20 protein-coding genes, 1 tRNA gene and 1 riboswitch are annotated in these 23,156 nt (G+C 46.0%); of the genes, 15 read left to right on the forward strand and 6 right to left on the reverse strand.

What is annotated here, in order from left to right; translation table 11 throughout:
• Nucleotides 1-246 precede the first annotated feature (246 nt).
• On the reverse strand, nucleotides 247-819 hold the full coding sequence (locus HMPREF0581_RS01885; RefSeq protein WP_036379888.1) for a hypothetical protein: 573 nt from the start codon (nucleotides 817-819) through the stop codon (nucleotides 247-249).
• A gap of 220 nt (nucleotides 820-1,039) precedes the next feature.
• Nucleotides 1,040-1,993, reverse strand: coding sequence for a 3-hydroxyacyl-CoA dehydrogenase (locus HMPREF0581_RS01890; RefSeq protein ID WP_009643097.1), 954 nt, complete (start codon nucleotides 1,991-1,993; stop codon nucleotides 1,040-1,042).
• Nucleotides 1,994-2,226: 233 nt separating this feature from the next.
• A riboswitch (FMN riboswitch) is annotated at nucleotides 2,227-2,342 on the forward strand.
• A 125-nt stretch (nucleotides 2,343-2,467) separates the two neighbouring features.
• Between HMPREF0581_RS01890 and ribD the strand changes: the two genes are divergently transcribed.
• The 6 genes from ribD to thrH are packed head-to-tail and all read left to right on the forward strand — an operon-like array spanning nucleotide 2,468 to nucleotide 7,510.
• The gene (gene ribD / locus HMPREF0581_RS01895) at nucleotides 2,468-3,742 is read left to right on the forward strand and encodes a bifunctional diaminohydroxyphosphoribosylaminopyrimidine deaminase/5-amino-6-(5-phosphoribosylamino)uracil reductase RibD (protein WP_009643093.1); all 1,275 of its coding nucleotides are present in this window, start codon (nucleotides 2,468-2,470) and stop codon (nucleotides 3,740-3,742) included.
• Nucleotides 3,742-4,416: a riboflavin synthase gene (locus tag HMPREF0581_RS01900; protein ID WP_036379890.1), complete on the forward strand. Its 675-nt coding sequence runs from the start codon at nucleotides 3,742-3,744 to the stop codon at nucleotides 4,414-4,416. The genes ribD and HMPREF0581_RS01900 overlap by 1 nt, the downstream gene beginning before the upstream one ends.
• A gap of 11 nt (nucleotides 4,417-4,427) precedes the next feature.
• Nucleotides 4,428-5,654 (forward strand): bifunctional 3,4-dihydroxy-2-butanone-4-phosphate synthase/GTP cyclohydrolase II, encoded by a 1,227-nt coding sequence (locus tag HMPREF0581_RS01905; protein WP_036379892.1) that lies wholly within the window; start codon nucleotides 4,428-4,430, stop codon nucleotides 5,652-5,654.
• Nucleotides 5,655-5,666: 12 nt separating this feature from the next.
• Complete coding sequence (gene ribH, locus HMPREF0581_RS01910) at nucleotides 5,667-6,140, forward strand: 6,7-dimethyl-8-ribityllumazine synthase (protein WP_036379895.1); 474 nt, start codon at nucleotides 5,667-5,669, stop codon at nucleotides 6,138-6,140.
• Nucleotides 6,141-6,151: 11 nt separating this feature from the next.
• Complete coding sequence (locus HMPREF0581_RS01915; protein WP_036379897.1) at nucleotides 6,152-6,901, forward strand: HAD family hydrolase; 750 nt, start codon at nucleotides 6,152-6,154, stop codon at nucleotides 6,899-6,901.
• 9 nt (nucleotides 6,902-6,910) lie between these two features.
• Nucleotides 6,911-7,510 carry a bifunctional phosphoserine phosphatase/homoserine phosphotransferase ThrH gene (gene thrH, locus HMPREF0581_RS01920; protein ID WP_036379899.1) on the forward strand — a complete coding sequence of 200 codons (600 nt, stop codon included), beginning with the start codon at nucleotides 6,911-6,913 and terminating at the stop codon, nucleotides 7,508-7,510.
• 549 nt (nucleotides 7,511-8,059) lie between these two features.
• Here the strand turns inward: thrH and rpsI are convergent.
• The 3 genes from rpsI to HMPREF0581_RS01940 form a co-directional block, all read right to left on the reverse strand.
• Nucleotides 8,060-8,455 (reverse strand): 30S ribosomal protein S9, encoded by a 396-nt coding sequence (gene rpsI / locus HMPREF0581_RS01930; RefSeq protein ID WP_009643105.1) that lies wholly within the window; start codon nucleotides 8,453-8,455, stop codon nucleotides 8,060-8,062.
• Nucleotides 8,456-8,472: 17 nt separating this feature from the next.
• Nucleotides 8,473-8,901, reverse strand: a complete 429-nt coding sequence (gene rplM, locus HMPREF0581_RS01935) for a 50S ribosomal protein L13 (RefSeq protein WP_036379904.1) — start codon at nucleotides 8,899-8,901, stop codon at nucleotides 8,473-8,475.
• 171 nt (nucleotides 8,902-9,072) lie between these two features.
• The gene (locus HMPREF0581_RS01940; RefSeq protein WP_036379906.1) at nucleotides 9,073-9,627 is read right to left on the reverse strand and encodes a GNAT family N-acetyltransferase; all 555 of its coding nucleotides are present in this window, start codon (nucleotides 9,625-9,627) and stop codon (nucleotides 9,073-9,075) included.
• Between the two features lie 503 nt (nucleotides 9,628-10,130).
• Between HMPREF0581_RS01940 and HMPREF0581_RS01945 the strand changes: the two genes are divergently transcribed.
• The 6 genes from HMPREF0581_RS01945 (at nucleotide 10,131) to HMPREF0581_RS01970 (ending at nucleotide 17,826) form a co-directional block, all read left to right on the forward strand.
• A complete protein-coding gene (locus HMPREF0581_RS01945; RefSeq protein ID WP_156918786.1) occupies nucleotides 10,131-10,688 on the forward strand; it encodes a hypothetical protein in 558 nt (185 codons plus the stop codon).
• Nucleotides 10,689-10,855: 167 nt separating this feature from the next.
• Nucleotides 10,856-11,314, forward strand: coding sequence for a GNAT family N-acetyltransferase (locus HMPREF0581_RS01950; RefSeq protein ID WP_242835185.1), 459 nt, complete (start codon nucleotides 10,856-10,858; stop codon nucleotides 11,312-11,314).
• Between the two features lie 19 nt (nucleotides 11,315-11,333).
• Nucleotides 11,334-12,119 (forward strand): mechanosensitive ion channel family protein, encoded by a 786-nt coding sequence (locus HMPREF0581_RS01955; RefSeq protein WP_242835187.1) that lies wholly within the window; start codon nucleotides 11,334-11,336, stop codon nucleotides 12,117-12,119.
• Nucleotides 12,120-12,384: 265 nt separating this feature from the next.
• Nucleotides 12,385-13,437, forward strand: a complete 1,053-nt coding sequence (locus HMPREF0581_RS01960) for a response regulator transcription factor (protein WP_009643091.1) — start codon at nucleotides 12,385-12,387, stop codon at nucleotides 13,435-13,437.
• Nucleotides 13,438-13,562: 125 nt separating this feature from the next.
• Complete coding sequence (locus tag HMPREF0581_RS01965) at nucleotides 13,563-13,952, forward strand: DUF1307 domain-containing protein (RefSeq protein WP_009643085.1); 390 nt, start codon at nucleotides 13,563-13,565, stop codon at nucleotides 13,950-13,952.
• A 154-nt stretch (nucleotides 13,953-14,106) separates the two neighbouring features.
• Nucleotides 14,107-17,826 carry a Cna B-type domain-containing protein gene (locus tag HMPREF0581_RS01970; RefSeq protein WP_036379916.1) on the forward strand — a complete coding sequence of 1,240 codons (3,720 nt, stop codon included), beginning with the start codon at nucleotides 14,107-14,109 and terminating at the stop codon, nucleotides 17,824-17,826.
• A gap of 214 nt (nucleotides 17,827-18,040) precedes the next feature.
• Here the strand turns inward: HMPREF0581_RS01970 and HMPREF0581_RS01975 are convergent.
• Nucleotides 18,041-18,116 (reverse strand) — tRNA-Arg (locus HMPREF0581_RS01975).
• A gap of 188 nt (nucleotides 18,117-18,304) precedes the next feature.
• Here HMPREF0581_RS01975 and HMPREF0581_RS01980 point away from each other — a divergent pair.
• From HMPREF0581_RS01980 to secA, 3 genes are all read left to right on the forward strand, one after another.
• Nucleotides 18,305-18,895 carry a histidine phosphatase family protein gene (locus tag HMPREF0581_RS01980; protein WP_036379918.1) on the forward strand — a complete coding sequence of 197 codons (591 nt, stop codon included), beginning with the start codon at nucleotides 18,305-18,307 and terminating at the stop codon, nucleotides 18,893-18,895.
• A gap of 119 nt (nucleotides 18,896-19,014) precedes the next feature.
• Complete coding sequence (locus HMPREF0581_RS01985; protein WP_009643915.1) at nucleotides 19,015-20,280, forward strand: hemolysin family protein; 1,266 nt, start codon at nucleotides 19,015-19,017, stop codon at nucleotides 20,278-20,280.
• A 49-nt stretch (nucleotides 20,281-20,329) separates the two neighbouring features.
• Nucleotides 20,330-23,143, forward strand: coding sequence for a preprotein translocase subunit SecA (gene secA / locus HMPREF0581_RS01990; RefSeq protein WP_036379921.1), 2,814 nt, complete (start codon nucleotides 20,330-20,332; stop codon nucleotides 23,141-23,143).
• Nucleotides 23,144-23,156 lie beyond the last annotated feature (13 nt).

The raw sequence follows: 23,156 nt of genomic DNA on the forward strand, positions 1-23,156 counted from the left end.
GAAAATAAAACCGAAATTAAAAATCGTTTTCAGTTTATCACCGAGAGCCCATCATGTCAATGAAGGAAAACACACATATATTGAAAGCTCAGCAGCTGTGGCGGCTACTATAAATACAATAATAAAACTCTGCATCCCGAGAATCTCAGCGTGTGAAGCGAGATAGCGGTAGCCGTTAGCTAGACCGGTACGCCCGGCAGCATTGTCAACAGGCACATTGTGGAGCGACACAGCGGTAGCTGCCGGTTAGACTCTGGCAATCTGCTCAATGCCATCAACGGTTCCCAGCAGATCCATACCTACCGGTCGCCAGTAGTCATATATGAGAACGGGTCCGCTATATTCGTATAGAAGTCTGATGACTGTGTTGAAGAATATAGGGTTGTTGATGAACATCTTGACGTTGAAGTTACAGCCGAACTGCTTGTTCTCAGTATATGGATATTTGAAGTTGATGATCTGCGATTCAGGCTCACAGTCGTAGTATCTGAGCTCGAGCAGCTTATAACCGGTGAACTTTGATTGGTTATCCTCAGCGTTGTCTCTGGAGGCTATCAGTTGAGCCGCAGTTGCATCGGTCATGATCTGCATATCCCCGGGATTATTGTTGCAGATCTCATATAGCTCTCGGACAGTGTTAAGTTCATGTGGGATTGGGGCTTCTTCCTCATCTACAGGGACTATACCTTTGCCGATGAGATGCTGCAGAAACTCCTCGCAAGAGAATGTGCCCAGTTTGTAACTATCCGGGCAGCTGCTGGCAGTGCTCTCAATCGTTACGTTTGAGTTGTCGATTTCCTTGAAATTTATATATGCCATGTTGTTCACCTCTGATTCTTATTAAGCATTGGTATTATAACACTGCAGAGCACATTGGTCATTACCGAATAATAAGAGAGACCACATCACTGATGCGATGCAGCCTCTCTATGTGATTCCATTATACTTGGAAATACTTGGAATTGCCGACGTATCTGATGATCCTTGCCGTGGTCTGTAATTTGAAGGCCGTCACCGGCACTGATGATTTATCGTGTAATTATCTGTACTTGTAGAAGCCTTCGCCTGCGTTGACACCGGTCTTGCCTGCATCGATATACTTCTTGAGCATTGCGGCAATCTTACCGGCGTTTGTAGTTGGATCATTTGCCTCAGGGTGATTAGCAACGATGTTGTACGCAGTTGTAAGACCAACGATATCCAGAATCTGGAAAGGACCATATGGCGCACCGGTCCCAATCTTCCACGCCATGTCGATGTTCTCGTGATCCCCGATTCCGTTAGCTAGTAGATACTGAGCGGAATTTAGGAAAGGTACGAGCATCGAGTTGAGAAGGTAACCGGGCTGCTCCTTGAGAACCTTGATAGGAACCATATGGAGAGCCTTAGCGAACTCAACAGCCTCATCATATGCGGCTTGTGAAGTTCCGTCGTGTCCCATAACCTCTGCGGAGTTACTCCTCCAGATGTTGTTGGCGAAGTGTAGTGCGAGGTATCTTTCCGGTTTTGTGAAATCAACCTTAAATGTGCTGGGGAGCAGTGTTGACGAGTTAGTCATGACGATTGTCTTGTCCTCAAGAACCTCGTTGAGGTTCCGGTAGAATACGTGCTTATCCTCCGGAATTTCTGCCATGCTCTCTATATAGTAATCACAATCATTTGCTGACTCCTCCAGGGAAAGCGTGATTTTCAGGTTCTTATACGCAGATTCGACCCTAGCTGCCAGCTCATCGAGCTTTTCGTCAGTGAGTTCATCCGGCTTCAGGCCAAATCCTGCGGGTGCAGCTGCGTTCGGCTTACCAAGGCCGGCTCTGACAGACTCGATATCAGCTAGATATAGCTTGTGAAGTCTGTCAAGCTTAGGCTGAGCTCTACCGATTGAACCCTCGCTTCTTAGCCATATTGTTGTATCAAATCCTGAGAATGCGCTCTGAAACGCAATCTGGCTGCCGAGAACTCCGCCGCCGGCTACTGTAACTTTTTTAGTGTTCATAAGATTCACCTCCGGTGTTTAATAACCATTAATGTTAGGTTTCTATAGCTTGATTATACACGAACAATTAAATAATGCTACGAAAAATTCAATAGTACACAATTATTTCTTAAAAACAACACATTTTAGAATGAGTGCAGCTATTGACATAGCACACTATAAGTTCTATTATACTTATTAGTTTCAAGTTATTCCGTTTTAACTCGGGATGATGAGGAACTGATAAATATGGTAATTGACTTCAGGGCAGGGTGTGATTCCCTACCGGCGGTACAGCCCGCGAGCCGAAAGGCATGATTCGGTTAGATTCCGAAGCCGACAGTTATAGTCTGGATGGGAGAAGCTTTTATTCTGAAGAGTGCAGATTACTGCACGGGAACGAATTGCAGGAGCTCTGAATGGGCTTCTTTTTTAATTCATATCCATTCTAAATGGACGGGTCAATTGTATATTTATTGGAATGAGGAGAGAGACATGTTGCTAGAAAGAGCTGATGAGCTGATGATGCTGGATAAGGAGTACATGCGCCGAGCTATCGGGCTTGCCAAGAAAGGTGAAGGCTGGGTTAATCCCAATCCGAAGGTCGGAGCGGTAATTGTCAAGAGCGGTCAGATTATAGGTGAAGGCTATCATGTGAAGTGCGGACAGATGCATGCGGAGAGAAATGCGATAGCATCGCTCCGCGAATCCGCGGAGGGTGCAACGTTGTATGTAACGATGGAACCTTGCTGTCACTACGGCAAGACCCCGCCTTGTACAGCTGCTATCATAGAAAACAAGATATCCAGGGTCGTAATTGGTTCAAAGGATCCTAATCCAAAGGTGGCAGGTAAGGGCGTCAAGATACTCAGAGAAGCCGGAGTCGAAGTAGTAGAGGATTTCTTGATGGAGGAATGCGATGCTCTTAATCCGATTTTCTTCCATTATATAACCACAGGGCGTCCATATGTACGTCTCAAGTATGCAATGACCGCAGACGGCAAGATTGCAACTAAGACCGGAGCTTCCAGATGGGTGACAGGACCGGAAGCAATCCACAAGGTGCATGAGATGCGCCACGAGTGCATGAGCGTTATGGTTGGTGTTGACACTGTGATCGCCGATGATTCTATGCTGAACTGCAGGCTTCAGGACGGTAGAGATCCAATCAGGATAGTTTGCGACAGCAAGCTGCGGATACCAAGCGACGCACAGCTGGTAAGGACTGCGGACGAGTACGACAGCGAGACAATTATTGTGTGCTCTGTTGAAGGACTTCCGATGGGAGAAATCCGGGTTAGCGAGAAGGCTCCGCTCTACATGGATGACGAGAATACCAATCCGCCGGCAAAGGCACTTGCCAAGAAATTCGGCGGAGCCGAATTTACCAAGAAGGCTGCCAAGCTAAATGAAAAAGGCGTCAGACTGTTCAACTTTCCCGGGCATGACGGCAGAGTGGATCTGATAATGCTGCTTCAATACCTGGGCAAGCTCGACATAGACAGTCTGCTGCTGGAGGGTGGGGGTAATCTCAACGAAAGCGCGCTGAGAGCGGGTATTATCAATGAGGTAAGGATATTTGTCGCTCCAAAGGTGTTTGGAGGAAAGGCCAAGAGCCCGGTTGAAGGACTTGGAGTTGAGCATCCCAACATGGCATATAAATTCTCGTTCGATGACGTTGAGAGAATCGGTTCAGACCTCATGATTACCTGCAAGCGAATCGATAATCTCGGAACATATATTCCGGAAGATGAGGATGGAGAAGAGTAATGTTTACAGGAATTATTGAAGAAACCGGGAGACTGCGCTCTCTAGATATTTCCGGAGCGACAGGGCGCATAGAGCTCTCGGCGTCCAAGGTTCTGGAGGGAACAAATATCGGCGACAGCATCGCTGTAAATGGCGTGTGCCTTACGGTTGTTGAGATTAATTCCGACAGCTTCGTTGCTGATGTGATGCCCGAGACTGTCTCGCGAACCGGGTTTGCCCGACTCGGAGTAGGTGATAGAGTCAATCTGGAGCGAGCGATGGCTGCAAATGGCAGGTTCGGTGGGCATATAGTGTCAGGCCATATTGATGGAGTCGGTACGGTTGAGTCGCTCGAGGATGACGGAATTGCTGTGTGGGTCAGCATCAAGGCTGCAGCGGAGATTCTCAAACTGATAGTTGAGAAGGGTTCGATTGCTATAGATGGTATCAGTTTGACAGTTGCCCACGTGGATAGCGAACGCTTCAAGGTGTCGATTATCCCTCACACGGGAGCAGAAACCACGCTGCTCACAAGACATGCGGGCGACAAGGTCAATCTCGAGAATGACGTAGTAGGCAAGTATGTCGAGAAGTTATTGGGGTTAGGCAATCCAACACTGTACAACTCAGGTACAAGTGACGGAGATGGAGGAAGCCGTTTGACGCTGGAATTTCTGGCAGAGAATGGATTCTGAAAGGAGACATGATGAGCAATAGAAAACGCGAATACGATTCAATAGAAAACGCGATTGCAGATCTGAGAGCAGGCAAGATAATCCTCTGCACGGATGATCCGGATAGAGAGAACGAAGGTGATATGATCTGTGCTGCGGAGTTTGCAACGCAGGAGAATATCAACATGATGGCCAGCCTTGCCAAGGGACTGATCTGCACGCCGATGAGCTCGGAATATGCCAGGAAGCTGAATTTCCCGGCAATGGTGTCGGAGAATACCGATAACCATGAGACTGCATTTACCGTATCTATCGATCATGTGGATACGACTACAGGAATTTCGGCTAAGGAGCGCGGATATACTATGAGAAAGTGTGTTGATCCTGATTCAAAGCCGGAGGACTTTAGGAGACCGGGTCACGTGTTTCCGCTAGTAGCTCGCAGAGGCGGCGTGCTGGTTAGAAACGGTCACACAGAGGCAACTGTTGACCTGCTCAGACTGGCCGGACTTGAGGAGTGCGGCGTGTGCTGCGAGGTTATGGACGGTGACGGTACCATGATGAGGACGCCCAAGCTGTGGGAAATCGCAGAGAAATACGACCTTGCATTCATAACAATCAAGGAGCTTCAGGATTATCTGCGCATCAACGAGTGCCACGTAATCCGCGAAGCAGTTGCTAAGCTGCCGACCGAATACGGTGATTTTACGATGTACGGATACATCAACGACATCACAGGTGAGCATCATGTAGCTCTTGTAAAGGGAGAAATCGGAGACGGCAAAGATGTGCTGTGCCGAGTGCACTCAGAGTGTCTCACAGGAGATACCTTTGGATCGCTCAGATGCGACTGCGGACTGCAGCTGGAGAAGTCGCTGGAGATGATAGATAAGGAAGGTCGCGGAGTTCTGCTCTACATGAGACAGGAAGGCCGCGGAATCGGACTCATTAACAAGATCAAGGCATATGCACTTCAGGAAGAGGGCTACGATACAGTTGAGGCTAACGTCAAGCTTGGATTTGCACCGGATCTCAGAGAGTACTGGGTAGGGGCTCAGATTCTGCGTGACCTGGGATGCAGGTCGCTCAGACTGATGACCAATAACCCGGATAAGGTGTACGGACTAAGCGATTTTGCGCTCGACATCACCGAGAGAGTGCCGATTGAGATTGCGCCACAGAAGTTCGATTACGTATATCTCAAGACTAAGAAGAGTAAAATGGGACACATTTTCAACGAAATAGAGCTGGATAAGTAGAAAGGAATCGTCATGAACAATATCAATCTATTAGAGGGCAAGGTTGTAGCTAAGGAAGGAATGAAGGTCGGCATCGTTGCTGCTCGTTTCAATGAAATCGTCGTTAGCAAGCTGCTCGGCGGCGCTGTTGATGGACTTGTTCGTCACAACGTCAAAGAGGAGAATATTACAGCTGCCTGGGTACCGGGCGCATTTGAGCTTCCGGCTGTAGCCAAGAAGATGGCCGAGTCCGGCAGGTACGATGTTGTAATTGTACTCGGTGCTGTAATCAGAGGACAGACCTCTCACTACGATCTGGTGTGCAATGAAGTTGCAAAGGGAACCGCTCAGGTGTCGATGCAGACAGGCGTTCCAACTATGTTTGGGGTAATCACAACCGAGAACATTGAGCAGGCAATTGCTCGTGCAGGAAGTAAGGTTGGCAACAAAGGGTACGACTGTGCACTATCTGCAATCGAGATGGTTAATCTGATAAATCAGCTGTAGGAGTTATATGTATGGGAAACAATCAAGCCGGTGAGGAGAACCGGACCGGAATTCCTAAAGATGACACAGCTGTCGGTGGCAGCAAGGTCGATAGAAGCAAGATAATGCTGGTGTTCGACTATGATGGCACTATTCAGGAAACAATGAAAATATATGCGCCGGCCGTTTTGGATATGGCCAAGAGACTGCGCAATATATACGGATATCGAGTCGAAAATCCCGGCTACGCGCGCATGGAGAGCTGGCTGGGGCTCCGCAACGAAGAGATGTGGGAGGATTTCGCCCCGGCGCTCTCCGCGGACGCCAGGGCGGCCGCGGCGGCGAGGGTCGCCGCCTACATGCGCGCTCTGGTTCGCGAAGGTGTTGACCCCTGGTATTCCGGTACCAGAGAGATACTGGATAAGCTAAAGGCTGAAGGCTATAGGATGATGATTCTCAGCAACTCGGATCACGAGTATGCCGATTTTAATAGAGACAGCTTTGAAACCGATAAGTGGTTCGAGAGATATGTAGATTGTGAATCTTGGGATTGGCAGCCCAAGGCGGATGTGTTAAGCTCAATTATAGCCGACAATCCGGAGATGACATACGTGATGATAGGAGACAGGTTCAACGACCGGGAAGCCGCGGTCAAGAACCATATCCTGTTTATCGCATGCGACTACGGATATGCGCGAGCAGGTGAGCTTGACGAGGCAGATGCGCGGGCACACTCGATAGAGGAGCTGCCGGAGATAATTGCAAGATTAACAGATTATTAGGGGGTTAACATGAACATTGTTTGCTTGGACATGGAAGGAGTATTGGTACCGGAGATTTGGATAGCTTTTGCAGAAGAAACCGGAATTCAGGAGCTCAAGAGGACCACTAGAGATGAGCCGGATTACGACAAGCTCATGAACTACAGATTGAATATATTGAGAGAGCATGGACTCGGCCTCAAGGAGATTCAGTCTGTAATCGCCGGAATTGATCCGCTGCCGGGAGCCAAAGAATTCCTGGATGAGCTCCGTGAGACCGTTCAGACAATAATCATCAGCGATACATTTTCGCAGTTCGCACAGCCGCTTATGAAGAAGCTGGACCGGCCAACTCTATTCTGCAACGAATTGATTGTAGGTGAGGATGGCATGATTGACGGCTTTAAGATGCGCTGTGAGAAGTCAAAGCTGACAACCGTCAAGGCCCTGCAGTCTTGCGGTTTCGAGACTATAGCTTCCGGAGACAGCTTCAATGATTTAGGCATGATTCAGGCCGGCAAGGCAGGCTTCCTATTTAGAAGCACTGATGCAATCAAGGCAGAGTATCCGGAGATCCCGGCCTTTGATGAGTTCGACGATCTGCTGGCGGCAATCAAGGCTGCGCTGTAAGTTGAGAGCCTACGGGGCATATGCATGTAAAACATATGCCCTTAAACATTTAGAGATAGATAAAAAGCACTGCATCTTGAACTGCACCCCGAAAGTTAAAATTTCGGGGTGCAGTTCATCGGCGGTGTTTTTTAGTGCCATCTTTACTAATTTAAGACATGCAGAATTCGCAATAAAAACAGACGGGATGATAGGAACGATTAATCCAACATTCTTATCCAATGGTCTTGCTTTGCCCTTCCGGAAGCAATTCAAGATGGATAAGAAGGCAGAAAAGGAGCGTCTGTAGCAACAGAGCGGCTAGCGTGTTTTGTGTGATAATTTTGCAGAAGATCGTATGAAATTTCCGTGTGTAAACCTTTTTCTGTAAATTAGCCTTCTGCGGTAAATTGGTGGATTTTAGCTCATAATCATATTAGGTGATTACGAGCTTATTTTTTATGCTGTTTTGTCACTTATTTGTTACTAACGCAGACGAAAACGCACGAATACAGACAAAGAAAAATCCCTAAATTCCAACGAATTCAGGGACTTGCCAATCCTGTGAAATTAACGCTTCGAGAACTGGCTTGCTCTTCTGGCCTTCTTGAGCCCGTATTTCTTTCTTTCCTTCATACGAGGGTCTCTCGTTAGAAAGCCGGCGGCCTTAAGTGTTTGTCTGTTAGCCTCAGCATCTACTTCGCAAAGTGCTCTTGAGATACCGTGCCTAAGTGCTCCGGCCTGCCCTGTTGTACCACCACCGTTAACCAGCGCGATTACATCGTACTTACCGGTTGTTCCGGTGATTTCAAAAGGTCTCTTAACCTCGTTCTTCAGGACTTCAAGTCCAAAGTAATCCTCAAGATCCTTCTTGTTTACAACGATTCTTCCTGTTCCAGGGAGTAATCTGACTCTAGCAATTGAAGATTTTCTTCTTCCGGTTGCCTGATACATTTCTTTAGCCATCTTCTAATCCTCCCTTCCTAGAATTTCCACTCTTCAGGATTCTGTGCAGCATGTGGATGCTCAGGTCCTGCGTATACCTTTAGCTTCTTGAACATCTGTCTGCCGAGCTTGCCCTTAGGCATCATACCCTTAACGGCGTGACGGATGATCTCCTCCGGCTTTTTAGCACGAAGCTCTGCGAGAGTTGTTTCCTTGAGACCACCGGGATAACCGCTATGGCTCCTGTAGATCTTCTGATTTTCCTTCTTGCCTGTAACTGCAACCTTCTCAGCGTTTACAACAACTACGTAATCTCCGCAGTCAACGTGAGGTGTGTAGATAGGCTTCTTTTTTCCTCTTAGGATCATTGCAACCTCAGCTGCAAGCTTTCCCAGAGTCTTGTCCTCTGCATCGATAACGTACCATCTGTGGTCGATCTCTGCAGGCTTAGCGATGTAAGACTTCATTTTGTTCCCTTTCTACCTACTCAGATCCAAGGGATCGGTTTCGGCACTGTCTACTGGGATCCGAGGATCTTGTTCGACATACTAAAAATAACTTAGTGTCGGAGCTGCCGGGCGAACCCTGCTCCAATTGCACAATGCGCCCGTAGATTATATTATCTGAAGCGCTTAAAGTCAAGCTTTTAAAGCCTTCGTTTCATTCTGTTCTTCCCATTCTTCCTTGAGAATAGCTCGTAATTCCATGTCAAAGTACTCGTGGCTGCGTTTACCCGCAAGCTTGAGTATACCTTCTGTTCTAAATCCGAGCTTCGTATATAGGTGAGAAGCAACGACATCATCCGGGAAATGCGAAACCGTAACGCGGTGAGCCGTAAGCTCCTCGAATGCATGGATAAGCAGTGCTTCCATTGCTTCTGTTCCGTAGCCTTTGCCGCGCACTGATTCGTCTGCCAGGTAGATGATGGCGATATTGAGAGAGTCGTTAATAGGGTCGATATTAGTGATATCAATCTTTCCAAGCGGTTTTTTGGTGCTACTCTCAGCTATGGTTAGCCACTCACGGGTTGGGTCATGGATAACTGTGTGAAACTCGTCAGTGATTGTATCGAGATCGCGTTTGCCGGTAGTACAGAAGTGTTCGATAACGTCTTGACGTGACTCCCATTCTGCAAAGAGATCACAGTCGGCAAAGGATGCTTTTCGAAGTATAATATGTTCAGTCTCTATCACGTTTGATTCCTCCTATTGATAGTATCTAATATTCTTTATTGTAGAAATAAAAGCGTCTGATAGTCTTAATAACTAATTGTTCATTATATCAAAAAATGCACATCAGTAGTGATAACCCGACAAGATTTGATGATTCAAGTTTGTTCACAAGGATAAATGCCCATGCTATAATGTCTATAATCCGGGGGCTCAGGTTATATGAACGACAAGACAAGGAGTAACGTCGCATTCGTCTCGATTATGGGAATATTTCAGGCCACAAGATTGGACTTGAGATGTGATTTTTAGTTATTCTGGAAATACTCGGCTATTCCGGGAATGCTACTGCACAAGCACATAAGCCTGATTGAATGGGGCGGATGTGCCGTCATATCCGCATCTACAATTATTTCAATTATTTCACAGGATCGGTATAAGTGACCTTTTGAGTCGAAATGATTGTCCGGGGGAGCTTGTCTGTGTTCGGAAGGTATATTCTGCTCAAGCGTGCGGTGGGAGGAGCTATGATGAAGCAACAACGCAAAATCCATAAAACATCAGCTTTAATTACTGCTTTAATGTTTGCAGCAATCCTTTGCGCGGGCTGCGGATCACAACATAAGCCCGACGGAACTTCGTCTAATAATGCATTTGAGTTAAAATACGGTAGCTGTGACATGCCATCCGGATGGGTAAAAGATAAAGATGATTCCACATCTGATAAGCCGTTTTTTGTTCCTAAAGGATACGATGGAAATGGTGTACCCGATAATATTTCGATTGAGTACGGCAGGAATCGTTATTCCAAAGAGCAGTCTCAAGAGTTCGGGAATTCAATATTGCAACAGCTCGGCATGCAGACGCGGGGACAGACTGTTGGACAAATTACCGCTTCGGGAACAACTACGAAGCATGGTGATACAATGTTAGTATATAAATTTTCCTTGAGTGATAGAACCTGCACTCAATATTATATAGTCGGTGACCGTTCATACGTCATGGTGTATGAGACAAATTTTGACGGTTCATCCGATTGTGACGAAGCAGCCAAGCAAATAGCCGATACTTTTAAATGGAAATAGCGCAAAGTGCGGTATTTCGGGGGCTAAAGCTTGACGTAATGAAAGAAGTATTGAATGTCGTCTGCAAAGATGAAAGATGAATGAGAGGACACATATTTATGGGAAATAACTCAAACATTATAATACGTGAAGTGCACCGTCCCGATATCCCGGAGATAGGTCGCATTATGTCGGACAATTACCACGATACGTATGCCGACATACTGGACAGGAGATATATGGCATCGGTAAATCCTGACAGCTGCGCAGCCAGGATGGATGCCTATTATCTGTCTCCGGGTAATGAGCTGCTGGTTGCGTGCTGCTCGGAACAAATCATGGGCTTCGTAGCCGGTACTCCATCTCCGGATGTTCTCGGTGCCTTCTGGCTCGAGATGCTTCACGTAGAAGCGGAGTATCGGGATATGGGTTGCGGTCGTAAGCTTTTATTTGCAATGGGTAAACGAGCTGCGCAGACGGGTTATTCTCAAATGGTCATAGATGTATTCGCAGGCAATTCCAAGGCGGAGGAGATATACAGGCACTACGGGGCGAGATTTATCGAGGGCTACTATCAGGACGTAGAGGGTTTCGGTGTGTTGTCATCTCTGTTTAGCTGGGATGATTTATCTGTGTTTGATAGATAGGGGGGACGCATTGAGCTTTGTGGTTAAAATAGTGACTTCGCAACACTTTATAAGCAGCATCATAATCATCGCATTCGGCATAATTGCGACGGTTATTATTGAGCACGGGCATAGAATATATCTCAAGAAGACAAACAACACCGTGCAGATGAACGCAATTGTACGTTCGACGTTCAGACTGATCAAGACAACCGCATGGCTGATTGCGCTGCTTGCTGTACTCGAAGTTAACAACATACGCATAACATCGATTATCGCCGGTGTTGGTGTTGCCGGCGCTGTCTTCGGTATGGCGATGCAGGATGTGTTCAAGGACGTCCTCATGGGTATGCATATCATCAATGATAAGTCCTTCAAGGTCGGAGATGTCATCAAAATTGACGGAGATGAGGGTATCGTTACACTGTTCACGCTTCAGACGACGCAATACACCAGTATAAATACAGGTGACCACGTTACAATATGCAACCGCAACATCAGCAAGGTCGCCGTGTCGAGCGGGATCTACGATATCAACATCGGGCTCAGGTATGACGAGGACCCGGACCATGTCAAGGAAGTGTTCACTGGCTGTGCCAAGAAAATTAAAGCTATCAAAGGTATTAGGAACGCAGAATACCTGGCTGTTCAGAATTTTGAAGCATCGTCTGTTATCTATAGGATCAGGTATTGGTGCAAGCCTAAAGATAAATGGGTGATGAGAAGAGCAGCGATGGGTGTGCTTCAGAAGTGCATCATTGAGTCGGGCCTCGAGATTCCATATAATCAGCTGGATGTGCATGTGGTTGATTCTCAGGGTAATTAAAATTTTATATGCTTCTAATGCACAGCGGATTTGATTTTTCAACTGAAGAAATATGTCTTAAATATTAAAATCAGCGGTCTCCTGTAAGCCGTTTTTAATTTATTGGCAATTTGAAAATATAAACTTCTCTATTGCCAATCTTGTTGTCAACCCCCATTCCGTATAAAAAACAGGTGATTTTATATAAGCGTTAAATACGATACAATTTATCCTATACTTGCAGATGCTTTCATAAATAATAGTGAACTAAAATGGAGTTCCGCTTATGAATCCGAACAAAGAGACCATAAACAGAAAATATTTGATGCCGTTTGTAAACTCTTGCTTTGAGAAAGGTGATGCACATTCGGCAATTGAGGCTATGACGGATTGCAAAATGCGGAAAATTGCATGGGCTGAGTATTATTACTTTACGGGTCATACAGAAGGGGCATCTGAACGGGCCGAAAAGCTCTTGGAAGAACCTGACTTTGCAGCAAGATTCTCCGGGTATATGATATACGGCTTTGCTAACCTCACTCTGGGACGCGTGCAGGAAACACAGAGGATGCTTGCGTATGTGGATAATACTTTTGCGGAGGATACGGATGCTTGCGATGATACGTGTAGGGCAATGTTGTCCTTTGCTTCGTTCCTATACAGAACTCTCCTTCATATTGAGCGAGAAGAAGAGTGTTCTCTTATCAATCGCTTAAAATATTTGCCTAACGGCCTTCAACCGTTTGGAAGCTATGTTATTGCGTACAGCATGTATCTCAAAGGTGAATATTGCGAGTCAATCGGGTTTATAAAGGGTGTTATGGCCTTGAAGGAACAGATTTATCCTGTTCCTTCAATATATCTCAATATTGTTATGGCAATGAACTATATGGCTTTAAGAAAGGTTGAATATGCAGAGAAATATTTTATGAAGGCATGGGAAACGGCTTCTGCAGATAGTCTTCTTGAAGCGTTTGGAGAGCATCACGGTTCTCTTGGAGGACTCGTGGAAAAGTGCTTGAAAAATGAGTATAAAAGTGATTTTAATCAAATTGTCGATATTGTTTATCAATTCAGTACAGGATGGAGAAAGATTTATAAGGGAGTTCTGGGCGTAGAAGTCGCAGACATACTCTCTACCACAGAATTTTCAGTTGCTATGTTGGCAAGTAGCGGTTGGAAGAACAAAGAGATTGCCGGACATATGGGAATCTCTGCGAATACGGTTAAATCACATCTGGATTGTGTCTATCAGAAGCTTAATATATCCGGAAGAAAAGAACTTAAACAGTATATGCAAAGTAATTTACAAGGGAAATCTGCAGATGTGAAAATTTAGCAAGGTAAGCAATAATGGAATCTGCGAATCTTAAATTAAATTGTAATTAAAGGCAAAAAAATATGAAAAAAATCTTGATAATTTTGTTGATGTTGATTTTTACATTAACCTGGTGTTCGTGTGGGATGAATGAAAAGAAGACAGAAGTATATAAATACTCTGATGAAAATGTATCTATGGAATTGTCCGTATTTGCCGAGAATGATGACGTATATAAGATCGAACAGGTTTCGGAATTGAACATAAAAGGATACTCAGACCGGGAAGTCAAAGAAGTTGAATATAGAATAAAGGAAATGGAGAAAACATATAAAGCTATTGACGACATGGAGTATTCAACAAAGAAAGGGAAAAATAAAATTACTGAAAGCATCTCAATCCCGGTCAATGAAAAAACAATGGAAAAGATAAAGAAAGAAAAACTGATTCCGGTCGAGACACAGGAGGATAAAAGTATTTCGTTGAAGAAATTCACTAAATCGCTTGAGAACAATGGATGGAAATTGAAAAAATAAATTCCCGCAGATGTCATCTCGATGAGCGGGTATATAAACGTGTATATAATTATCGCTCGGTATAAAGAGCGTTTATATATAAATATATTTTAGAGAAACAAATTCTAAAATTGTATAGGAAGAAGCTTGTAAATTGTTAGTAGAGGTACGGAAAATGAAGAAAGACAAGAGAAGAGGCAATTCCATACTGGCGTTGATTATGAGTTTTGCTGTAATAATCTCCGGTTTTGGTACTCCGGGGATTAGCCTTGCCTTTGCTGCCGGAGATGAAAGTGCGCCTGCAGCAGAGAAAACGGCTGAAACTCGTGCACCTGAGAAGGTTCAGGTAGAAGCATCAAATGAAAAGACGGTTAACGCTGAGGAAAAAGAAGAATGGTTAAAGTCACCTAACCCGGACCATTTAAAGTCTCCTGAAAAAGCTAACCCATCCCCCGATGTTTCGGGCGGAAAAGCCGATCAATATCTCGGTGCAAATGGCAAAAAAATGATGCTCAGATCTGCATCGGGAACTGGATTACGCGGACCTGCACAAGGTGCGGTGGCGTTGACAAAAAAGGCGGAACCTGTACCGGGGAAGCTTAATACCTTCAAGGTGACGCTTCGCATGGAGGCGACAGATAAAGAACAGAAGAATGATATCGTCATGGTTGTCGATACATCCGGCAGTATGAATGACAACGGACGAATGAGAGAAGCTAAAAAAGCGGCGAAACAGTTCGTAAATAAACTTCTTGACGAAAACCATCCTAATACGAGAATTGCACTTGTAACATTTGAAACCAATGTGCATGTAAAGAAAAATTTTACAAATTACGCTAATAAGCAGCAGCTTCTAAATGCTATAGATGATCTTAGGGCCGGAGGAGGTACCTTTACACAAGGCGGTATAAAGGCGGCTTCCGATTTGTTGAATAATTCGCAGGCAGACTTTAAGAACATAGTCTTGCTGTCTGATGGTGTGCCTACGTTCAATTATGCGCTGCATAATCCGGATAATTACCTGGTAAATGGCGGACCCGGAAGTCACACCTATGAGAAACAGACGAGTGCGAATGTTCCCAGACCTGCGTTTAATTATTCAGAAACCACAGGTGCGGGAAACAGCATGTGGCACCGTTACGATAAAGTTTGGATAAATGGTCATCGCGAGTACCACTATTACAACAGCGGAAACTGTGCCATAGCTGAAGCAGGGTTTGCGAAACAGAACGCAAAGTTATATACGGTTGCAGTAAATGCAGGAAATACGGGAAATGATGTGCTTGAGAAGATGGCCAGTCCGGGGTGTTCATACAGCACTGAGGATCCGGCGGCCTTGAGCGGCATTTTCGATAGTATTGCAGCCAGTATTGCAGCTGCAATGAAGGATGCTAATGTTTCCGATCCTATGGGTGCAGGCTTTGAGGTTAAGGGCGGAACTGCCTCGAATATTCATGTTACACAGGGAACTGCTACACTTAACAACAACACGATCAATTGGAATGTGGGAACTCTTACGACATCGGTTTCACCCGGTTCGATGACGCGTTATGCAGAGATGACGTACGAGGTTGTTATTAATGACAGCATCTTGGATGTGGTATCACCTTCAGATGGAAATTATAATACCAATGCAGGAGCATCGGTTCATTATACGGATATAGACGGTGTTCAACAGACCAAGGCTTTCCCTGAACCGAAAGCAAAACCGTTAATCGTGGAGCTGCACAAAAGGCTGCTCGATTTTAAAGGCAGAGAGATTCCCGCCGCTTATGCAAACGGGCGTGAGTTTAATTTCAACATGAAGCTTAAAGAGGACTCCGGCTTCAATCAGAATTATCTCGTTCCCGGAAACAAAAGCAAGGTAATGGTTGACCTGCGTGTCGATAAAACATATCAGCTTAAAGAGAATGTTGTTTCCGGCAGCCCGGCAAGCAGTCTTTCCGATTATAATTCTGAAATACAATGGAAAACATGGGACGGAACTCAGAGCGCAGCACCTGTTACAGGAACATCACTGGATAGCTTTGTTGTACCTAGAGGCGGCAGTGACAATAATCCTCTGAACACAAAGATAACTGTTACCAATAAAGAAAAAAAGCTTGGAAAGCTGAAGCTGAAGAAGACCTTCAACCCTGATTCTGCAAATGGCAGAGGTATTTATGGACCGAGGAGTGCGTTGTATCGTTCGACTCCGAAGTATGCAATTACCGTTGTAGGTACTAATCCTTATGGCGGAAATGATGAAGTTTACAGGGCAGTTCATGAATTGTCTGCAGGTGAAGAAAGGACAATAGATAACCTTCCTTATGGACACTACACTGTTTCAGAGCCGGGGCATGAACCTGCGCCGACTTTTGTTGACAGCGACGGTACAAACGACGGCAAGGTAGACTTGTTGATAGATCGAAAGGACGCTTCGGTGGAGGTAATAAACAGACCGAAAGGTGACGACTATAAGACCGAAGTAACAGCAAGCAAGACTTGGGTGAACGGCCCCGAAGCTGATCACACAGCTCCGAGCTTTGAATTATATGCTGACGGCGTTAAGAAAACTGATGTTACACCGACAGTGACACCGACAAACGGAACGGCAAATAAATTCACATATAAGTGGACAAATTTGCAGAAATATAATACTTCCGGCAGTGAAATAAAATACACTGTTAAGGAGGCCGGCGTAACAGTAGATAATAAAGTAACTGTTAATGGGCATACGTATGCAGTAACGCAGGAAGGCAATGCGATTATCAATACATATGAGATTCCAAGCAACGGTGAAGTAAGCGTAAATAAGGTATGGCAGGATCCTCAAGGAAAGACCCTGGTAAAGCCTGAGGTAAATCTAACACTTTACAGAAAGGTAGAAGGAGGAACAGAGGAGCAGGTACCTGCGTCAGAAGCGGCAGTAAAGGTAGTAGACGGAACAACTACAAGCGCTAAATGGACAGGCCTAAAGACAACAGACATCCACGGTAAGGCATACAGCTTCATCGTAAAGGAAAGCTTCAAGAATGCAGGAGATGTCAATAACGGAAACTGGACACTTGCAGAAAGCTCTGCTGTAGAAAACGGAAAGGTAACTATTACCAATAAAGCTGTAACGGGCGATGACAATCTGGGCAAGCTGACAGTAACAAAGAAGCTGCTTGAAAATGGAGCGGGAACAAGACGTTCTGTAAGAAGCTTCAGAGGAGCACCTGTTAAATTCAGCTTCAAGGTAACAGGGCCAAGCAACTACGAAGAAAACTTCGAGTTGGCACCGACGGAGAGCAAGACCCTGAAGGGACTGTACTTCGGAGAATACACAGTAAAAGAAACAGATTCTAAGGGATACACTGTAACCTACTCGGTAAGTGGAGGAAAAGTAACGCTTAAAGCAAGTGATAAGGAAAAGAGCGTCGAAGTAACCAATACAAATGGCGGAGCGGGAACAGTAGTAGATAAGACGGTAGAAAAGGTGTGGGTCAACGGACCGAAACCGGCAACTACGATAGAGCTGTGGAGAACGAATGGCAAGACAGGAGCAGACAAAATCGACGAGAAGGTGGGTGAGTTTGCGGTACCTGCAAATGCGAGCGGCGCACAGCTAAAGAAGAGCTTCACAAAGCTGGCTAAGCATGACTCAAAGGGCAACGAGTATGAGTACTATGCAAAGGAGCAAAATGTACCGGAAAACTACAAAGCAAGCTACAGCGCTGATAAGCTGACTGTAACAAATACGTATGTGAAACCGGCTGACGCTGACAAAGATAACAAAGGCTCTAAAAAAATCGAAAAAGTTAAGACCGGTGATAGTTTAGACTTGACATTGTATGGTGGAATCGGCATATTTGCTGTGTTGATTATGATACTGTTGTTCGTAGTCGAGGCTAGACGCAAAAAAAGCGAGTAATCAAATAAATCTTGGACCTTCAAGCAAGGTGTAGGGGTGAACCTGTAAAACTTGCAGGATGCCTTATATTCGGATATCGGTTCTAAAGATGTGAGATTGTAGGTTAAAAACGACGCAGGAAGGTGAAATCAATCACCTTCCTGCGTCATTTTAGACAGCTTCAAAACGAAAAAATGAAAGCACGGCAATTTCAACGATTTCCGGTGCTTTTAGCTGGTGCGCCCGAGCGGATTCGAACCGCTGACCTTTTCATTCGGAGTGAACTACTCTATCCCCTGAGCTACGGGCGCGTAAAATCCGCAGCAATGCGGATTGTTTTTATTAATTAATCATTTTGTTCACGCTTAGACGGCGGTACACAAACATGTAGAATATTATAGCAGAAAATGATATAATATGCGACAATTGTGAACGATTATAGCCTATCGTATATAGCCTATCGTAATAGTGATATTTAAGTCAATAAGAGGAATTGGAGATGGGTAACACATTATACCTGATCAGACATGGAGATACAGAGGGCACAATCAAAGACCTGTTCTACGGCAGCACTGATCTACCGCTGGTAGATCAGGGCGTGCAACAGGTCAAGGCTTTGCGTGGGCATGGTGTATATCCCAGCCCGGATGGAGCTAAGCTGTACACCTCGGGGATGCTCAGAACAGAGCAGACCTTCGAACTGATATTTGGAGACCGTTCACACGATACTATCCCGGATCTCAAGGAGATTGGAGTAGGCATATTTGAAATGAAGACTATCGATGAGATTAGAGAGAATGCTGAAGCGAGGGCTTGGTTGGACGGAGAAAAGCCTTATATGGATTTCCCGGAGGGAGAGACCAACGATGGGTTTATAGAGCGTGTGGCTCGCGGTCTCGATATGCTCAAAAGTGATGTGGTGCGTTCGGATGTTATCGGCGTGCTGCACGGTGCGGTTATATTTACCTGCATGGCTATGATGTTCCCGGGCGTCAAGGATAAGCCTTGGCAGTGGACACCTAATCCTGCCGGGGGGTATGCGATTGCATTCGAAAATGACACACCTGTCAAGTATAGAAAAATCGGATAGATACCGAACTCCCCTGCTTTGCAGAGGGGTTGTTTTCTTTGTTTCATCACCTTAAAAGGCATCATTATATAGTATAATTAATCGGATATACCATAATATAGGAGAATGACACTGACTCGATGACACCTTATATAATAAGTATGATATTGCTGCTTCTGCTGTCGGGCTTTTTCTCGGCGACAGAGACGGCATTTACATCGGTAAGTAAAATCAAAATTAAGAATATGGCGAGCGACGATGTTACCAACGCTGAGCTGGTACTTGAGATAACGGAAAACTTCGATAAGTTCCTCACTACCATTCTGATTGGCAACAATATTGCAAATATCGCCACAACGTCTATCGCGACGGTATTCTTTATAAAGCTATATGGCAGCTATGGCGCAACTGTTGCGACAATCGTTGTTACTATACTGGTTCTGATATTTGGTGAGATTTCGCCCAAGAACATAGCAAAAGACAAGGCGGAGGGGCTTGCGTTATTTGCAGCGCCGATTGTAAAGGCTTTGATGATAGCATTTGCTCCGCTCAACCGGATATTTGGAATATGGAAGAAGTTCGTGGACAAGCTGTTTAAGGTATCGTCCGAACAGGGCTATACAGAGGATGAGCTCAAGACGATAGTCGAGGAGGCTAAGACTGGCGGCAACATCGGTGAGTCACAGAGTGAGCTGATCACAAACGCGATTGAATTTGAAGACCTTGAGGCGATAGACATCATAACACCTCGTATCGATATCATCGCGATAGAGCTGGGCACTCCTGTTGAGGAAATCGGCAAGACGTTCAAGAGCACGGGTCTTTCGAGGCTGCCGGTGTTTGAGGACGATCTGGACAACATAATCGGTATCCTCAATCAGAAGGATTTTCACAACTACGTGGTTGGAGAAGGCAAGAGTGTCAACCTGTACATCAAGCCTGTGGCATACGTTGCCGAGTCAATCAAGGCATCGATACTGCTCAAGAAGATGCAGGCTAAGGCTACGCACATGGCGATAATCGTCGATGAGTACGGCGGTACGACGGGGCTGGTAACTATGGAGGATATCATTGAGGAGCTTGTCGGCAAGATTTACGATGAGCACGATACTATTGAGATGAGAGAGGTCACTGATCTCATAGATGGATCCTATTCGGTAGCAGGTGGAGCCAACGTCGAGAAGTTCTTTGAGCTTCAGGGCGAGGATATCGATATCGACGCCACCACAGTCAACGGCTGGGCAATGATTGAGCTGGACCGCATACCTAAGGTTGGAGATCAGTTTGAATACACCTCCAAGCACAAGGTGTTTCAGGTCAGGATCACCAGAGCTGACTCTAAGAGGGCGCTTAGATTGCATATCCGCGTTGAAGACAGACCTGAAGAGGACGAGGATGACAACTGATAGAGAAGTAATTCAATACATGAGAGCATTCAATGAAGGGAGCATGTAAATGGGTTTAGCAGAAAAGATTTTTGGAGACCTCAACAAGCGTGAGGTAAAGAAGATTGAGAAAATAGTAGACGTAATTGAATCGTACGATGAGCAGATGCAGGCGCTGTCCGACGATGAGCTGCGTGCCAAGACCATCGAGTTCAAGAAGCGTCTTGGCACGATAAGAGAGGAAGGCGAGGAAGGTCCGTTTGAGACCGTCGACGACATATTGCCGGAGGCATTCGCCGTATGTCGTGAGGGTGCAGTTAGAAGTCTCGGCATGAAGCATTTCAGAGTACAGCTCATCGGCGGTGTGGTCCTTCACCAGGGTAGAATCGCTGAGATGAAGACAGGTGAAGGTAAAACTCTGGTAGCTACGTTGGCTGCATATCTCAACGCCTTGACAGGCAAAGGTGTGCATGTAGTTACAGTTAACGACTACCTGGCTAAGCGTGACGCGGACTGGATGGGTAAGCTATATACATTCTTAGGGCTGACTGTCGGCTGCGTTATCAATTCGCTCAAGGGCGATGATCGCAAGGACGCGTATCAGGCTGACATCACTTATGGAACCAACAACGAGTTCGGCTTCGATTATCTGCGTGACAACATGGTTACATATGAGGAAGAACTTACACAGCGCGAGCTTAATTTCGCTATCGTCGACGAGGTCGATTCTATCCTGATTGATGAGGCTCGTACACCTCTGATTATTTCCGGTAAGGGTGTCGATTCCAGCGACATGTACAGGACTGCAAATACCTTTGTTCATACTCTGGCTCGAGATACTACGAGTGAAGAGGAGGACGGTGAGAACGGAATTCACGGCGATTACACAGTCGACGAGAAGGATAAACAGGTTGCGCTCAACGAGACCGGAGTTAAGGCGGCAGAGACTTATTTCGGTATCGAAAACTTCTCCGATCCTGACAACATGGAGCTCAACCACTATGTCAATCAGGCTTTGCATGCTAACTACCTGATGAAGAGGGATGTGGACTACATAGTCAAAGACGGAGAGATTCTGATCGTCGATGAATTCACCGGTCGTCTGATGTACGGCAGACGGTTCTCAAACGGCTTACATCAGGCTATCGAGGCTAAGGAAGGTGTGTCCGTAAGGTCTGAGTCCAAGACTCTCGCAACTATCACCCTGCAGAACTACTTCCGTATGTACAACAAGCTATCCGGTATGACGGGTACAGCCAAGACAGAGGAAGACGAATTTAGAGACATCTACAATATGGATGTAGTTGTCATCCCAACCAACAAGCCAATCGCCAGACAGGATCTGGACGACGCGGTATATGCTCATCAACCCGGCAAATACAAAGCCATTGTTGATAGAGTTGCCGAGGCTAACGCCACCGGTCAGCCGGTGCTCGTAGGTACTATCTCAATCGAGATATCCGAGCTGATCAGCGATATGCTCAAGAAGAGGGGCATCAAGCACAGCGTTCTGAACGCTAAGCACCATGAGAAGGAAGCCGAGATTGTTGCGGAGGCAGGTCGTAAGGGCGCCGTAACAATCGCTACCAACATGGCCGGTCGTGGTACCGATATTATTCTCGGTGGTAATGCTGACTTTGAAGCCAGACAGGAGATGAAGAAGCTCGAGTATACGCCTGAGCAGATTGCTTTTGCGACAGGCTTTGAGAAGTCAACCGACGATGAGCTTAACTCAGCTCGAAGCAAGTATCATGAGCTGCTTGAGTCCTTTGCTGCGGAACGTAAGGAAGAGCAGGAGGAAGTCAGGCAGCTCGGAGGACTCTGCATCATCGGTACTGAAAGACATGAGTCGAGACGTATCGATAATCAGCTCCGAGGACGTTCCGGACGTCAGGGGGATCCCGGTGAGACACAATTCTTCATTTCGCTTGAGGATGATCTGATGAGACTGTTCGGCGGGGAGAGAATGCAGAGAATTGTACAGAGTGTCGGACTTGGTGACGACGAGGCTATTGAGGCCAAGGTGCTGTCGAGATCAATTGAAAATGCCCAGAAGAAGATCGAGGGCAAGAACTTCGGTATTCGTAAATACGTTCTCCAGTACGACGACGTCATGAACAGACAGAGATCGCAGATATACGAGCAGCGCAAGATGGTACTCGATGGAGAGAATCTCCGAGATTATATCATGGGAATGGTGGATGAGCTTGTAAATGCCATCATCGCACCGGTCACTATGAATTCGAGATTCTCCGAGGACTGGGATATGGACGATATATACGAGGGCTGCGAGCAGATAACCCCCGCATTTAGAGACAGGCTGAATTATACAGAGGAGGAGCAAAGAGAACTCGACGAGGAGCAGCTGCGAGAGGATATCAACAGGGTATTCGAGCAGATTTACGAAGAGAAGGAAGCTGAGGTCGGTATTGAGCATATGCGTGAGGTTGAACGCATGATTATGCTGAGAGTCGTTGACAATCGCTGGATGGATCACATCGATGCGATGGAGCAGCTCAAGAACGGTATCGGGCTTCGCGGCTATGGACAGCAGGATCCTGCTGTTGCTTACGCTAAGGAAGGCTTCGACATGTTCGGAGAGATGATTGCAGATATCCGCGAGGAGACTGTAAAATATTGCTTCAACGTCAGTGTCGAGACACGTACGGAGCGTCGTGCAGTTTCGATTGGCGAGGTGGAGAGTAAGGAAGAATATCATGACGAGGAGCTTGCAGCTGCTCGTGGAAATGGTCAGCAGTATCAGACCAACGGAGAGCAGGTTCAGGTGCCTGTTCACCGCACAGAGCCTAAGATTGGCAGGAATGATCCGTGCCCATGCGGCTCAGGCAAGAAGTATAAGAATTGCTGCGGCAAATTTAAGTAGGATGGTTAACACA

The organism is Mogibacterium timidum ATCC 33093 (assembly GCF_000525775.1).
Taxonomy (GTDB): Bacteria; Bacillota; Clostridia; order Peptostreptococcales; family Anaerovoracaceae; genus Mogibacterium; species Mogibacterium timidum.